Genomic DNA, 14,315 nt, shown 5'->3' on the forward strand with positions numbered 1-14,315 from the left:
AAACTGTGTTAGACTTCCCCGATTTTTTGCTTGTTCTCTTGCTGAGGTGCTTCTGAACACGCCGGCACAATTGTCATTGCCACTCTATTTACCTGACGATGAAACCTTCTCCAGCTTCTGGCCGGGGGAAAACCCGTCGCTGATTGCCGCCCTGAAAGGCGCGCTCAACCAACAACATGGCAGCTATCTCTACTTCTGGTCACGCGAAGGCGGTGGGCGGAGCCATTTGCTGCATGCCGCGTGTGCCGAAATGTCCGCGCGCAGTGAAGCCGTGGGCTATGTTCCGCTGGATAAACGCACCTGGTTTGTTCCGGACGTTCTGGAAGGGATGGAGCAGCTGTCACTGGTCTGTATCGATAACATCGAGTGCATTGCAGGCGAGCCGGAATGGGAAATGGCGATCTTCGATCTCTATAACCGCATTCTGGAAACCGGTAACACGCGTCTGTTTATCACCGGCGATCGTCCGCCACGCCAGCTTAATCTTCAGCTGCCCGATCTCGCCTCGCGCCTTGACTGGGGGCAAATCTATCGCCTGCAGCCGCTTTCTGATGAAGATAAATTACAGGCGTTGCAGTTGCGTGCCGGGTTACGCGGATTTGAGCTGCCTGAAGATGTGGGTCGCTTCCTGCTGAAGCGACTCGATCGTGAAATGCGCACGCTGTTTGATACGCTGGATCGTCTTGATCGCGCCTCGATCAGCGCCCAGCGCAAACTCACCATTCCCTTTGTTAAAGAGACGCTCGGCCTTTAAAGAATGTCGAGCACCGCATCTGGCGGGCGGCCAATCCGCGCCTTATCGCCATTGATCACTATCGGCCTTTCAATCAGCACCGGATTCTCTACCAGCGCATCCAGCAGCGCACTTTCACCTTTGTCGTCAAGCGCCAGCTCGCTGTAGATCGCCTCTTTAGTTCGCATTAACTCGCGTGCGCTCTGCATACCCAGTTTCTGTAACAGGATTTGCAGCGTCTCGCGGTCGGGCGGCGTCTGCAGATAGAGCACCACATCCGGCTCAATTCCGCGGGCAGTCAGCAGCGCCAGTGTCTCGCGGCTCTTGCTGCAGCGCGGGTTGTGATAAATCGTCACCATCTCTGACTCTCCTTTCTTCTCTGTTCGCGACGTGCTGGCGGTGTGAGTGCTTAGCCTTTCTGATACTGCTTAAAGCGCTGTTGTAACTGGCGCAGCTGATCGATACGGGCATCGTAACGCGCCTGTTTCAGGCTGCCGAGCGGCACCTGTGCGCTGGCACTGCTCAGGGTGGTGATCGCCTGATCAAGCTGGCCATTCAGGGCCAGACTCTCTGCCCGCGCCGATAACTCTTCATCATTCAGTCCCTGCTGCGCCGAGGCCTGCGCCAGTAGATCCCAGCCGTTGGGATCATCTTTATTGGCCCAGGTGTAGCGGTTCAGAATACGGCTGGCATTGGCATACTGTTTCGCTTCAACGTAGGCATTGGCCAGATTGAGCTGCACCACCGGACTGTTTTTGGCACCGGTTGCGGCGGTGAGCAGGGCGATGGCCTGTTGTGGCTGATTCAGCCCGATATCAATGTCCGACATGATATCCAGGAACCAGACATTATTGGGCTGCTTCGCCAGCAGCGGGGTGATAATCCGTTTCGCATCGGCGTAACTTTTCGCCTGCAAAAACTGTATGGCTTTGCCATATTGTGACGCCATCTGCTCACGGGAATTGCCGCTGGCATACTGACTCAGCAGTTCGTCAGTAAGCTGATTGCGTCCGGTGGAGTACATGCCCAGCGACCGTACTTTTGCCATATAGAAATCTTCCGTGGATTGCACCACCACCGGCCGCATCTGATTAGCACGGTTGCGGGCATCCGCCAGACGACTGTCGGGCAGGGGATGCGTCAGCAGAATTTCAGGTGGCTTCGAAGAGAAGCGGCTCTGATCGGCCAGTTTTTGCAGAAAGTTCGGCATTGCCTGGGGATCGAAGCCAGCGCGCTGCAGCACCTGAATCCCGATGCGGTCTGCTTCCTGCTCATTGCCCTGCGTAAAGCTGATAATTCCCTGCTGCGTTCCCGCCAGAGTACCGGTCAGCGCGGCCATGCCCGCCTGCGGACTGGCCATCGCCAGCAGAATAGAGCCAAGCGCACCGACCCAGGTCAGTGGCGCGTTGCGCTTCTGATCTTCCATGGCACGCGCCAGATGGCGCTGGGTGACGTGCGAGATTTCATGTGCCATTACCGATGCCAGCTGGCTTTCATTGTCGGTAAAGCGGAACAGCGCTGAGTGCAGCACCACGTTGCCACCGAAAAAGGCAAAGGCGTTAAGTTCATCGTTCTGAATCAGAAAGAAGTGGAACGGCGTTTTCACCGAGTCGGCGTGAGAAACGAGTCGTTGCCCCAGCTGATTAATGTACTGATTGAGCAGCGGATCGTTGATTAGCGGCGCACTGGCGCGCAGCTGGCGCACATAGAAGTCGCCCATCTGCAATTCCTGATTAATTGATAGCGTCGAACCCGCCGTAGTACCAATATCGGGAAGTGAGTCACTGACATCGGCGTTAGCGGGTGTCAGAGTGGAGAAAATGAGCGTCGGAAGGAGCGCGGCGATCAGCGTTTTCTTTAACGAGTTCAACATGCCTGAATCCTGTAGAGAGGCCCTGAAAATGGACAGGTGCGCAGCGGGAATGTTCCGTTTTTCGCAGATAACGACGGTTCGTGACTATCTTAACCAGGGCCTCAAAAGAAAGAAATGTTGTTTTCTGGCAAATCGCCCGCCTGATTTGAGCAAGATCGCCGATTATGAAGAAAAAAATTGAGTATCCTGCCAGTTTAAACGGCAGTTAAACGAAAAAAAACTGGCGGGGTATTGCCGGGGTCGTCAGCGGTTATATTACGGCGTTGTTGTTTATTTACATTGCGCTTCGTTGAATCAGAGCAGAATCTGCTGCCAGACAACCGAAGCCAGTAAGCTTATTTTTATAAAGTTATGTAAATTCACTCAAAAAAACTGAACATGGCATGTGTTTTTCCAGGTCTACTCTGAAAAAATAGCGCACTCTGCGCCGCTAAATGCCTTTCAACCATTGATAAATCAAATCGTCTCTCCCGCCTTATTCCACATGTTCCAGATTAGCCTGGTTGTTATTTTTATATAATGAATAGCATCGAAAAGGAAAAAGGAGAAATAGTCAGGTCCACTCCAGATAAGACTTTTTATTTCTCATCATGAAACTTTTCGATTAATTCCGGCTGTGAATAATTCCAATAGTTATCAGCGCTGCGTTGACCTGAATTTACAGAGGCAAGAATTACACCTGCGCTGTGGTATAGATAGCCGACCTGATTCAATTCTGAATCTGCCAGACATAATATGCCGGAGAGAAGGGTTATGCGTTCAGTTGTTTCATACGCGTTAATCGCCATTATTGGCGGCGTCGTTGGCGCGGCTGTCACACAGAGTGGCGATATTTACGACAAAGTGACACGCCATTTTGCAACCGAGCCACAGGAAGCGCCCGGATTCTGGAGCACGCCGGCGATTGAAGGTTACGGAAAAATTCATTACGAGCCTGACGCCGCGTTTAAACCGGTGCCGGGCCTGAGTAACAAAATTGTTTTCCAGATTACCCGAAGTGACGGGGCGATGACCGCACCCAATCTGGGGCTGGAACGTGTAGCCAGGGTGGTCAATCTCTATATCGCCTCGGGTATTCCGGCTGACCAACTGAAGTTTGTGGTGTCAGTCACCGGAGATGCGACGCCCGCCATGCTGGACAATGCCCATTTCAAACAATTTTATGGCATCGAAAATCCAAACCTGAAGCTGATTAATGAGCTGAATCAGGCGGGAGTGAAAGTCTCGGTCTGCGATCAGTCCGTGGCATTCCATCACTATCCCAATAACTGGATTGATAAATCCGTGGTACATGCGCTTTCCAGTCCAACCACCGTATCAACCCTGCAAAATCAGGGATACGCGTGGCTGGCAATGTAATTCATATTTAAATAATTGGGAGAAACGTAAATGCGTCCAGCAGCTTTAGTGGTGATGGCAGCCGTTGCCGGATTTATTGGGGGCAATGTTTTACAGTTGCCGGAATTATACGATAAGGTCAGTGGGAAAATGGCAGATAATAAATCTGAGCCTGCTGATTTCTGGAGTACGCCAGCAATCGAGGGCTACGGAAAAATACATTATGTCGACACGCCCGCATTTAAACCCGGCACGACAGCGGGCCTGAGTAATAAAATTGTTTTCCAGATTAACCGTAATGAAGGCGATATTCGTAAGCCGAATCTGGGTCTGGAGCGCGTAGCGCGCGTCACCAACCTCTATTATGCGGCGGGTGTGCCACTCGACCAGCTGAAATTTGTGGTGTCGATTAACGGTGATGCAGTGTCATCAGCGCTGAATAATGATCAGTTCAGCAAAGCTTATGGCGTCGATAACCCGAACCTGAAGCTGATCAGCGAGCTGAAAAAAGCGGGCGTTCAGGTCACTATCTGTGATCAGTCTGTCGCGTTTCATCAGCTTGATCGCAACTGGATTGACCCGATGGTCACTCATACCATCTCCAGCGGCACCACCGTTGCCACCCTGGAAAACAGCGGTTACGCCTTCCTGATGCTTTAACTCTCCAGCAGCGGCGTCACTGCCGCTGTCATCTGTCAGTCAACTTCCTGAGATACGCCTGTCATATAACGCCACTAGTTTAGACCGCAATGAGATCGATCTCATTGACGATAAACGAGGCAGACATGACCGATTTAATCAGCGTAGCCAGACTGGCAGGGGTTTCCCGCGCAACCGCTGCGCGCGCCTTCTCTGATCCTCATCTGCTTAAACCGGGTACGCTGCAAAAGGTGCTTGCCGCTTCAGAACAGATAGGTTTTCGGCCGAATTACATTGCCCGTCAGCTCCGTACCCGCCACTCCACCACGCTCGGTGTACTGCTGCCTTCTCTGCTCAATCCGGTTTTTGCCATGCAATTGCAGGCGATGGAGCAGCAGGCGCAGCAGGCAGGCTATGCGTTGCTGGTGGCGACCAGTGATTATCAGGCTGAGCGGGAAGCAGCCATTGTCGAACATATGCTGCACCAGCGTGTTGCCGGTCTGGTACTGACGGTGGCAGACGCCGACCGCAGTGCGCTGCTGCCCACACTGGCGGCAGCGAAGATGCCATTTGTACTGACCCACAGCGTGCCGCAACAGCACGCATGGCCTGCTTTGCACGTCGACAACCGCAAAGCGATGGCCGAAGCGACCACCCATCTCATCTCTCTGGGTCACCGTCACATCGTGATGGCCGCAGGCCCAATGCAGCAATCCGATCGCGCACGTCTTCGCTTTCTTGGCTACTGCCAGGCCATGCAGCAGGCCGGTCTGACACCGCAGGCGATGGTTGAGATGCCGAGCCATATCCACTCCGATTTCAAGCCGCTGCTGCCGCTGATGAATGCACCTTCGCCGCTGACTGCAGTGATTTGCAGTAACGATCTGCTGGCTATCAGCCTGCTGGGGGCAGCTGCACGTGCAGGTGTCAGCGTGCCGCATCAATTGTCAGTGATCGGTTTCGACGGCATTGCGCTGGGCGAACAGCTTTCACCGTCACTGGCGAGCGTGGTTCAGCCGATTGCGCTGATGGGAACGCTCGCCATTGATCTGCTTCTGAATCCGGGCAGTGAAACCCACCTGCTGCCCCATCATTTACGGATCGGGGAGAGTATCGCCCCGGCATTTTATGGCTCTTCTTCAGGGAAACATCATGTCACTCACGTTTAATCTCAGATATATCGCCAGCGCGGCGCTGCTGGCCGGCTGCACGCTGACCAGTTCATGGGTCCAGGCGGCGGAAAATGCGATCTGCTACAACTGCCCGCCTGAGTGGGCCGACTGGGCCACGCAGCTTCAGGCGATTGAAAAAGCGACCGGGATTCATGTGCCACAGGACAATAAAAACTCGGGTCAGGCGCTGGCGCAGCTGGTGGCAGAGAAAAATAATCCGGTTGCCGACGTGGTCTATTACGGCGTCAGCTTCGGCATTCAGGCTGTCAGTGCTGATGTGGTCAGCGCGTATAAGCCGGCTCACTGGGATGAAATCCCGGCCGGTATGAAAGATCCGGCGGGCAAATGGGTAGCGCTGCACTCCGGCACCATGGGCTTTATGGTGAATGTTGATGCGCTGGGTGGCGCGCCGGTGCCACGATCCTGGGATGAGCTTCTGAAGCCGGAATATAAAGGCATGGTGGGTTATCTTGATCCGGCCAGTGCCTTTGTGGGCTATGTGGCCGCAGTCGCGGTGAATCAGGCCAAAGGCGGCAGCCTGCATGACTTCACTCCCGCCATCAACTGGTTCAAAGCGCTGCAGCGCAACCAGCCCATTGTGCCTAAGCAGACCGCCTATGCACGGCTGATTTCAGGCGAAATCCCGATTCTGATCGACTATGACTTCAACGCCTATCGCGCCCGCTACAAAGATCACGCCAATGTCGAGTTTGTTATCCCGAGTGAGGGAACGGTGACGGTGCCGTACGTTATCAGCCTCGTGAAGAACGCGCCGCATCCGGCCAACGGTAAGAAAGTGATCGATTTCGTGCTGTCCGATGCGGGTCAGGCAATCTGGGCCAATGCCTGGCTGCGTCCGGTACGGGCTGGCGCGATGTCACCTGAGGCGAAAAAATATTTTCTGCCTGACAGTGATTATGCGCGCGCCCACACGGTCGATTATCAGCAGATGGCCGATGCACAGAAGGGCTTCTCCGCCCGCTATCTGAGTGAGATTCGCTGATGTCACTTTCAGACATTAATTCCTTAACCACGGGCGGGCCGCTTCGGCATCGGCTCCGCCCGCTGGGGGCAAACTGGCAGTGGATGCTGTTGCCTGCGCTGCTCTTCTTTGCTGCCTTCTGGCTGCTGCCGTTTGCCCGCCTGTTGCAGATCGGCATGACGGAGGATCGCACCACGCACCACAGTGGCTACTGGACGGTAATCAGCCAGCAACAATATCTGCAAAGCCTGCTGAATACCGTCCTGCTCTCGGCGGCGGTGACGCTGGTTACGCTGCTGATTGCGGCGGTGGTGGGCTGCTTTCTGGCACGGCAGCGCTTTACCGGGCGAGGAACGCTGCTGGCGCTGCTGACCTTTCCGCTGGCTTTTCCTGGCGTGGTGGTGGGATTTCTGATGGTTATGCTGGCGGGGCGTCAGGGTGTGCTGGCGCAACTCAGTCTCAGCCTGTTTCATGAACGCTGGGTTTTCGCCTATTCACTCAGCGGCTTATTTGTTGGCTATCTCTACTTTTCGCTGCCGCGTGCCATCGTAACGCTGGTGGCGGCCAGTGAGAAACTGGATAGATCGCTGGAAGAGGCGGCCCGTTCACTGGGTGCCAGCCAGTGGCGCATCATCATAGACATCATCATACCCGGACTGAAACCGGCGCTGCTTTCCTGTGGTGCACTCTGTTTCGCCACCAGTATGGGCGCGTTTGGCACCGCCTTTACGCTGGGTACCGAACTCGCTGTGCTGCCGCTGACCATTTACGGTGAGTTCACCAATTACGCTAACTTTGCCACTGCGGCGGCACTCTCAGTCGTGATGGGCGCCGTGGCCTGGCTGGCGCTGATGCTGGCTAATGGCCTTGCGCGCCGGAAGGAGCATGAATCATGAAACGACGGGGTCTCTTCTGGCTGCAGGTGGCGATCACCAGCCTCACAGCACTGTTTATGATCGTGCCGGTCATGCTCTCGATGCTGGCGGGTGTTACACAGAACTACTTCGCGGGCCTGCGCAGCGGCCTGACACTGAAGTGGGTGGAGCAGGTGTGGCAGATGTATGCCGACACCTTCTGGCTGTCATTACTGATTGCGCTGAGCTGTCTGGCGGTGACGGTCATTGCTGGCATACCCGCCGCCTGGGGCTTACTGAAGTCACCGTCACGCTGGGCCTCGCGTATTGAGGAGTGTCTGATGCTGCCGGTGGCGTTGCCGGGCCTCGCCACCGCGCTGGGCATCATTCTGCTTTACGGTCAGTTCAGTGCGTTGCGCGACAGCTGGCTCTTTATCCTGATCGGCCATGTGCTTTTTACACTGCCCTTCATGATTCGCCCGGTGCTGTCGGTGATGCAGGCGATTGATCTTCCGCGCCTGGAAGAGGCCGCCGCCAGCCTGGGGGCGAGTTTCTGGCGTCGCTTTTTTACTGTGGTCGTTCCGAACTGCCGTAACGGCATTCTGGCGGGTGCATTTATGGTCATTACCCTGTCGGTGGGGGAGTTCAACATTACCTGGATGCTCCACACACCGCTGACCAAAACGCTGCCGGTGGGGCTGGCCGACAGCTACACCTCCATGCGGCTGGAAGTCGGGTCCGCCTACACGCTGATCTTTATCATGATGATTTTACCGCTGCTGCTGTTGCTTAACGCCTGTAATCACTGGCTGGAACGGCAAACGTCGCGGCAGCAGAGAGAGGAAACTGTATGAATGAGGCCATCAATGTGACGCTGCGCCACTGCTCGCGTCGCTTTAATCAGCAGGTCGCGCTGCATCCGCTCGATCTGCGCGTGCACGCCGGAGAAACGCTGGTTCTGCTGGGACCGTCGGGCTGCGGCAAAACCACGCTGCTGCGCATTATCAGTGGCCTGGAAAGCAGCGATCCGCCGGGCGAGATCTGGTTTGATCAACGTAACGTTACCGCGCTGCCGATTGAGAAACGCAATGTCGGCATGGTGTTCCAGAACTACGCGCTGTTCCCGACACTTAACGTGGCGCAGAACGTCGCCTATGGCCTGAAGGTGCAGGGCGTGCCGCGTGCCGAGCGAGAGGCGCGGGTTGCAGAGATGCTGGCGCTGGTTGATCTGACGCCTCTGGCACATCGCGCGATTGATAAGTTGTCCGGCGGGCAGAAACAGCGTGTGGCGCTGGCACGTGCGCTGGCCGCCCGGCCTAAAGTGCTGCTGTTTGATGAGCCGCTGGCGGCGCTTGATGCCAGGCTGCGCGACCGACTGCGTCTGGAGATCGGTGCGCTGCTTAAGCGGCTGGCGATCACCGCCGTTTACGTCACGCATGATCAGCAGGAGGCGATGGCGCTGGGCGATCGCATCGCAGTGATGGAGCAGGGCCGTCTGGTGCAGCTTGATACCCCGCAGGGCATTTATCAGCGTCCTGCCTCCCGCTTTGTGGCCGATTTTGTGGGTGCGATTAACTGCGTAGCGCACGACCCGGAAGGCCATCCTGTGCGTTTTTGCCGCCCGGAAGATGTTCTGCTGGCCGATGATACGCGCTATGCCCAGCGCGGCGTGGTGGTGGGCAGTATGTTTCTCGGCGCTTCACAGCGCTTACTGATTGATATCGGACTGGATAATCCCATTCAGGTCGATCGTCATGCGCGCGAAATCTGGCAGGCGGGGCAGCGTATCAGCTGGTCGCTGACCAGCCACGCCGCGCTGGAATTCAGTTGCTAAGGAGTCTGTTGTGTCTCTTCAACCCACATTGATTGCTCAAATCAGCGATCTGCATATCAAGGCCCATGGCCGCCTCTCATACAAACAGGTCGATACCCATGCGGCGTTACTGCAGGTTATCGATACCCTCAACTCGCTGCAGCCGCGACCTGATGCAGTGGTAATTACCGGCGATCTGGTCGATTTTGGCAGGCCGGATGAGTATCAGACTTTGCGGGAAGCCCTGCAGCGCCTGCAACCGCCGTTTTATCTCATGGCGGGCAATCACGACGACCGCGAGGCGTTGCGGGCTGCCTTCCCTGATCACGGCTATCTGCAATCCGGACCCACACTGAACTGGCAGCTGAGTGTGGGCGGCGTCAGGTTGATTGCCCTGGATTCCAGCGTACCGCAACAGCCGTGGGGTGAGGTAGATGAGGAACAGTTAGAATGGCTGGACCAGGCGCTGGGCATGTCCGCGGATCAGCCCACCCTGGTCATGCTGCACCATCCGCCTTTTGCCTGCGGCATTGCGCATATGGATCGGCAACGGTTACGCCATCCGCAGGCTTTTGAGGCGATCATTGCCCGTCATCCGCAGGTAGAACGGGTCTTGTGTGGACATCTGCATCGCAGCCTGCAGACCCGCTTTGCTGGCACGCTCGCCTGTGTCGCGCCGGGCGTATCGCATCAGGTCGCGCTGGATCTGCATCCGGAGGGGCCCGCGCACTTTATCCTGGAGCCGCCCGGCTATTTACTGCATTGCTGGCAACCCGGAGAGGGAATGGTCACACATCAGTGCGCGATTGGCCATTTTTCAGGACCCTGGCCATTTTACGATAGTCAGGGATTAATCGATTAGTGCCAGCTAAATCTGTATTAAGCGGGGTAAAATTTGTCTTAGTGCTGCTCAAAAATGCCGACACAGTGTAGACTTAAGCCCGGATATCAGGGCCTCTGGCACACTTAAAAAAATAATCAGGCATTCACGACATGACACTCATCTTCGGCGCGGCGACGCCATGCTAAAGCACATCCGGCCCAAGGCCGATTTGCGCAATCTGATCGCCCTGCTGGTGATTGTCAGCATTGTTATCACACTCGCGAACGCGCTCTACGCTACCTGGCGGGTTCAGCGCCAGGTGCTTATTGACACCACGCTTGAGGCTAACCGGGCGTATGCCGCCAAGCTCGCCTCAACCAGTGAAATTTTCTTCCAGCTGGCGCAGTCTCAACTTCATTACAGCGCCAATCAGCTCAGCCGTGACTTTACTAATCAGGGGCTGCTGAACAATGAAGTCAATCGACTGCGTGAGCAGACCACCAGTTTCAACTCCGTCGCGATCGTGGATGCGCAGGGCGTGATCAAAGCAATTTCCCCCGAGTCACTGACGTTACAGGGTATGCACCTCACCAGTGACGCCTCGCGAGAGGCGCTGACCCTGCGACAGCCGATCATCAGTAAACCCTCCCTTTCTGCCGCCAATAATCTGCTGGTTTTTGTCTCATGGCCTGTCTGGAGTCCCGAGGGTGACTACCTGGGCTACATCGGCGGCACGATCTACCTGAAGAAGAAAAGCATACTCAATGCGCTGCTGGGTGAGCAGTTCTATCGCGATGGCACAACGGTTTATGTGCTCGATAGCAACAATGAGGTGTTGTATCACCAGAATCGTCAACTGATTGGCAAAACGCTGCCTGCCATCGTCAATCCGCGTGATGACCAGACCAATGGCTCGCTGATGCTTGCCGGTCCGGGTAATGCCACACAGCTGGCGGGCTTTGCCGTGGTGCCGACGACAGGCTGGACAGTGGTAGCGTTGAAGCCGATTAACGTCACACTGGATCCGCTGTCCGGTCTGTTGATGAAAGTGCTGAAAAATTCTGTGCCGTTCGCGCTGCTGACTCTGCTGGTGGCCTTAGTCATGGCACGTCTGATTGCCCGGCCACTCTTCCAGCTGGCGCGTAAAGCCAGCCGGATGGATGCGCAGGGCGTATCAAAAGAAATTGGCGGCATCACCGCCTGGTATTTTGAAGCGGCCCAGGTAAAGCGTGCGCTGCTCACCGGTATTGGGCTGGTGCAGGATAAAATTGGTCGGCTTAACTCAGAAGCGCAGACCGATCCGCTGACTCAGGTACTCAATCGCCGGGGTCTGAATGCGGTGCTGGAGTACTATCGGACCCTGCGCCAGCCTTTTTCGGTTCTGGCACTGGATATCGATCATTTCAAAAACGTTAATGACAGCTGGGGCCACGACGTGGGCGACCGGGTCATTCAGCAGGTGGCAAGTACGCTGCGTGCCAGCGCCCGTCAGTCTGATGTGGTCTGTCGCAATGGCGGAGAGGAGTTTCTGATGCTATTGCCAGGAACGGCCCTGGATGAGGCGCAGATCATCGCAGAACGCGTACGGGTGGGCATTGCTGAAGCCTGGCTGACTGACGTGGGGCGCATTACCTTGTCTATTGGCGTGGCGGCCTGGAATGGTTCGCAGGATGCGGGACTGGAAAACAGCCTGAAACAGGCGGATGCGGCGCTCTATGAGGCGAAGAGTGCCGGACGTAACTGTGTGATCGTTGCCGACTCCTAGTCGGGTGAAACCGGATGTTTCATTACGGCAGGGTAAACGTGCGGGAAAAAGAGAAGCAGGGGCGCGGCGGTCAGACTAACGCGCCCCTTAACATCAGGCTGATTTGACGTAATCCAGCACCATGTCGTGGTGATTCGACGTCTTAAAGTTATCAAACACTTTTTCGATCTTGCCCTCGGCATCAACCAAAAAGCTGATGCGATGAATACCGTCATAGGTTTTCCCCATAAACGTTTTTTCACCCCAGACGCCAAACGCCTGGCAGACTTCATGATTTTCATCTGACAGCAGCGTAAAGTTCAGCAGCTCTTTTTCGACAAACTTTGACAGTTTTTCCGGTTTGTCGGTGCTGATACCCAGCACTTCCACGCCCGCTTTTTTCAACTCATCCATGTTGTCACGCAGACCGCACGCCTGCACGGTGCAGCCTGGTGTCATCGCTTTCGGGTAGAAGTACACCAGAACGCGCTGTCCCTGGAAGTCGGTCAGATTCACGTGTTCGCCGTCCTGGTCAGGCAGGCTAAATGCGGGTGCAGTATCTCCGGCTTTCAGTGGATTCATCACATCTCTCCATTTTCTTATTCAGGCTGTGGGTAATACACCATCCGGCCAGAAACGGCCAGCAGCAACATTACCATCAGGGGGTATTTCACCACATAGCCGAGCATTCAGGCGTCAGTAATGTGGAGAAATAACTCCGGTTTAAGGACCAAAGCTTAGCGTATCGCGCTGACAGGTTCGCTGCTGTCGGCGTCTGAGACACTGTAGAGACGTAGCGTTCCCTGGGCATTCAGCTCCTGGCACAGGGTATTAAAAGCCTGCTCAAACGACGTGCCACGGGTTCGCGTTGGACTGTGGGCCGTCATTTGAATATAGAGTGTCGGTGGCAATTCGTGTTGCGCAGGTGTGATTCGCGACACCAGTTCGGCCACGTTCATCTGATGCTTATCAATAAGATCGGTGAAACGCTCAATAATATGCGGCGAATCGGCCACTTCAACCTGGATGAATGCGGTGTCGGGCATCGGCGGACGAAGCCGGGCATTGGTTCGCTTCATGACGATCAGCAGCTCCAGCTCTGCGCCTTTCAGCGGCAATGTCGATTCAATCAGTGTGATTGCGTTCCAGCTGCCCGACAGCAGCATAATAAACGTGAACTCATCCCCGAGCATGGCAAGACGGCTATCTTCAATATTACAACCGCAGCTGCTGACGTGTCGGGTAATGGTGTTGACGATACCCGGACGGTCAACACCAAGCGCGGTGATCACCAGATGATGGGGCTGAGATTGCGGCAAAATGGCTTTTCCTCTGCTTTCGCTAATAACCATAAGGTAAACATAAAAAAAACTGCTGACAAGCGCGGGAATGGCGTGGCTTGCTTGCTTTTCCCTAAGTGTAAAACGTACCATGAAGCACTTGTTTGTCGAGGGGATCGCCAATGTTTACGGGAAGTATTGTTGCACTCGTTACGCCAATGGATGACAACGGTAATGTCTGCCGGTCGAGTCTGAAAAAACTGATTGATTATCATGTCGCCAGCGGCACCGCGGCGATCGTTTCCGTCGGCACCACAGGCGAATCTGCAACCCTGAGCCATGAAGAACATGGTGATGTGGTGATGCTGACCCTGGAACTGGCTGATGGCCGTATCCCGGTGATAGCCGGAACCGGTGCAAACGCCACCGCTGAAGGCATCTCTCTGACGAAGCGTTTTGAAAATTCCGGCGTGGTGGGTTGCCTCACCGTGACGCCTTATTACAATCGTCCGACCCAGGAAGGGCTGTTCCAGCACTTCAAAGCGATTGCGAATAGCACCAGCCTGCCACAGATGCTGTATAACGTTCCCTCGCGCACCGGTTGTGACATGCTGCCGGAAACCGTTGCCCGCCTGGCCGAAATCAAAAATATTATCGGAATCAAAGAGGCAACCGGGAACTTATCGCGTGTTAGTCAGATCCAAGAGCTGGTAAATGAAGATTTCATTCTGGTGAGTGGCGATGACGCGACTGCGCTGGACTTTATGCAACTGGGCGGTAAAGGCGTCATTTCGGTGACCGCAAACGTCGCTGCACGCGAAATGGTTCAACTGTGTCAACTTGCACAGCAGGGCAATTTCGTTGAGGCACGCCGCCTGAATCAGCGTCTGATGCACCTGCACCAGACGCTTTTCTGTGAACCCAATCCTATCCCGGTGAAATGGGCTGCGAAACAGCTAGGATTAATCGCTAACGACACGCTGCGTCTGCCAATGACGCCACTGACTGCAGCTGGCCAGCCGAAAGTGGAGCAGGCGCTGGTGAAAGCGGGTTTGCGATAATTT

At 55.3% G+C, this 14,315-nt stretch carries 15 protein-coding genes; 11 read left to right on the forward strand and 4 right to left on the reverse strand.

What is annotated here, in order from left to right:
* The first annotated feature begins 46 nt into the window (after window positions 1-46).
* Window positions 47-754, forward strand: coding sequence for a DnaA inactivator Hda (gene hda, locus IAI47_RS05195; protein ID WP_033743385.1), 708 nt, complete (start codon window positions 47-49; stop codon window positions 752-754).
* On the opposite strand, the gene arsC is transcribed toward hda, so the two are convergent.
* Complete coding sequence (gene arsC / locus IAI47_RS05200; RefSeq protein ID WP_008926552.1) at window positions 751-1,092, reverse strand: arsenate reductase (glutaredoxin); 342 nt, start codon at window positions 1,090-1,092, stop codon at window positions 751-753. The genes hda and arsC overlap by 4 nt on opposite strands.
* Window positions 1,093-1,142: 50 nt before the next feature.
* On the reverse strand, window positions 1,143-2,606 hold the full coding sequence (locus IAI47_RS05205) for a M48 family metallopeptidase (protein ID WP_003848757.1): 1,464 nt from the start codon (window positions 2,604-2,606) through the stop codon (window positions 1,143-1,145).
* Between the two features lie 753 nt (window positions 2,607-3,359).
* On the opposite strand from IAI47_RS05205, the gene IAI47_RS05210 reads away from it, so the two are divergent.
* The 9 genes from IAI47_RS05210 to IAI47_RS05250 all read left to right on the forward strand — a co-directional run bounded on the left by IAI47_RS05210 (window position 3,360) and on the right by IAI47_RS05250 (window position 11,992).
* Window positions 3,360-3,965: a DsrE family protein gene (locus IAI47_RS05210; RefSeq protein WP_003848761.1), complete on the forward strand. Its 606-nt coding sequence runs from the start codon at window positions 3,360-3,362 to the stop codon at window positions 3,963-3,965.
* 30 nt (window positions 3,966-3,995) lie between these two features.
* Complete coding sequence (locus IAI47_RS05215) at window positions 3,996-4,604, forward strand: DsrE family protein (protein ID WP_003848763.1); 609 nt, start codon at window positions 3,996-3,998, stop codon at window positions 4,602-4,604.
* A gap of 125 nt (window positions 4,605-4,729) precedes the next feature.
* Window positions 4,730-5,752: a LacI family DNA-binding transcriptional regulator gene (locus IAI47_RS05220; protein WP_008926550.1), complete on the forward strand. Its 1,023-nt coding sequence runs from the start codon at window positions 4,730-4,732 to the stop codon at window positions 5,750-5,752.
* Window positions 5,736-6,758 carry an ABC transporter substrate-binding protein gene (locus tag IAI47_RS05225; protein ID WP_187961177.1) on the forward strand — a complete coding sequence of 341 codons (1,023 nt, stop codon included), beginning with the start codon at window positions 5,736-5,738 and terminating at the stop codon, window positions 6,756-6,758. Before IAI47_RS05220 ends, IAI47_RS05225 begins: the two co-directional genes overlap by 17 nt.
* Entirely contained in the window at window positions 6,758-7,633 is an 876-nt protein-coding gene (locus IAI47_RS05230) for an ABC transporter permease (RefSeq protein ID WP_008926549.1), read from the forward strand. The genes IAI47_RS05225 and IAI47_RS05230 overlap by 1 nt, the downstream gene beginning before the upstream one ends.
* Window positions 7,630-8,445: an ABC transporter permease gene (locus tag IAI47_RS05235; RefSeq protein WP_008926548.1), complete on the forward strand. Its 816-nt coding sequence runs from the start codon at window positions 7,630-7,632 to the stop codon at window positions 8,443-8,445. Before IAI47_RS05230 ends, IAI47_RS05235 begins: the two co-directional genes overlap by 4 nt.
* A complete protein-coding gene (locus IAI47_RS05240) occupies window positions 8,442-9,425 on the forward strand; it encodes an ABC transporter ATP-binding protein (protein ID WP_003848773.1) in 984 nt (327 codons plus the stop codon). Before IAI47_RS05235 ends, IAI47_RS05240 begins: the two co-directional genes overlap by 4 nt.
* A 10-nt stretch (window positions 9,426-9,435) precedes the next feature.
* Window positions 9,436-10,266 carry a phosphodiesterase gene (locus IAI47_RS05245; RefSeq protein ID WP_008926547.1) on the forward strand — a complete coding sequence of 277 codons (831 nt, stop codon included), beginning with the start codon at window positions 9,436-9,438 and terminating at the stop codon, window positions 10,264-10,266.
* 160 nt (window positions 10,267-10,426) lie between these two features.
* Entirely contained in the window at window positions 10,427-11,992 is a 1,566-nt protein-coding gene (locus tag IAI47_RS05250) for a sensor domain-containing diguanylate cyclase (protein WP_008926546.1), read from the forward strand.
* A 93-nt stretch (window positions 11,993-12,085) separates the two neighbouring features.
* Here the strand turns inward: IAI47_RS05250 and bcp are convergent, their stop codons facing one another.
* Both bcp and IAI47_RS05260 read right to left on the reverse strand, forming a co-directional pair.
* A complete protein-coding gene (gene bcp, locus IAI47_RS05255) occupies window positions 12,086-12,553 on the reverse strand; it encodes a thioredoxin-dependent thiol peroxidase (RefSeq protein ID WP_003848783.1) in 468 nt (155 codons plus the stop codon).
* Between the two features lie 155 nt (window positions 12,554-12,708).
* The gene (locus IAI47_RS05260) at window positions 12,709-13,290 is read right to left on the reverse strand and encodes a glycine cleavage system transcriptional repressor (protein WP_003848785.1); all 582 of its coding nucleotides are present in this window, start codon (window positions 13,288-13,290) and stop codon (window positions 12,709-12,711) included.
* A 143-nt stretch (window positions 13,291-13,433) separates the two neighbouring features.
* Here IAI47_RS05260 and dapA point away from each other — a divergent pair, with 143 nt between their 5' ends.
* Window positions 13,434-14,312 carry a 4-hydroxy-tetrahydrodipicolinate synthase gene (gene dapA / locus IAI47_RS05265; RefSeq protein WP_003848787.1) on the forward strand — a complete coding sequence of 293 codons (879 nt, stop codon included), beginning with the start codon at window positions 13,434-13,436 and terminating at the stop codon, window positions 14,310-14,312.
* The last annotated feature ends 3 nt before the right edge of the window (window positions 14,313-14,315 follow it).

It is taken from the genome of Pantoea sp. MT58 (assembly GCF_014495885.1).
Taxonomy (GTDB): Bacteria; Pseudomonadota; Gammaproteobacteria; order Enterobacterales; family Enterobacteriaceae; genus Pantoea; species Pantoea eucalypti.

Coding starts and splice junctions, on each gene's coding strand:
- IAI47_RS05220 (WP_008926550.1), top strand. CDS start 4,730: ATGACCGATTTAATCAGCGTAGCCAGACTGGCAGGGGTTTCCCGCGCA.
- IAI47_RS05210 (WP_003848761.1), top strand. CDS start 3,360: ATGCGTTCAGTTGTTTCATACGCGTTAATCGCCATTATTGGCGGCGTC.
- IAI47_RS05235 (WP_008926548.1), top strand. CDS start 7,630: ATGAAACGACGGGGTCTCTTCTGGCTGCAGGTGGCGATCACCAGCCTC.
- IAI47_RS05205 (WP_003848757.1), bottom strand. CDS start 2,606: ATGTTGAACTCGTTAAAGAAAACGCTGATCGCCGCGCTCCTTCCGACG.
- IAI47_RS05225 (WP_187961177.1), top strand. CDS start 5,736: ATGTCACTCACGTTTAATCTCAGATATATCGCCAGCGCGGCGCTGCTG.
- IAI47_RS05250 (WP_008926546.1), top strand. CDS start 10,427: ATGCTAAAGCACATCCGGCCCAAGGCCGATTTGCGCAATCTGATCGCC.
- dapA (WP_003848787.1), top strand. CDS start 13,434: ATGTTTACGGGAAGTATTGTTGCACTCGTTACGCCAATGGATGACAAC.
- IAI47_RS05230 (WP_008926549.1), top strand. CDS start 6,758: ATGTCACTTTCAGACATTAATTCCTTAACCACGGGCGGGCCGCTTCGG.
- bcp (WP_003848783.1), bottom strand. CDS start 12,553: ATGAATCCACTGAAAGCCGGAGATACTGCACCCGCATTTAGCCTGCCT.
- arsC (WP_008926552.1), bottom strand. CDS start 1,092: ATGGTGACGATTTATCACAACCCGCGCTGCAGCAAGAGCCGCGAGACA.
- IAI47_RS05215 (WP_003848763.1), top strand. CDS start 3,996: ATGCGTCCAGCAGCTTTAGTGGTGATGGCAGCCGTTGCCGGATTTATT.
- IAI47_RS05240 (WP_003848773.1), top strand. CDS start 8,442: ATGAATGAGGCCATCAATGTGACGCTGCGCCACTGCTCGCGTCGCTTT.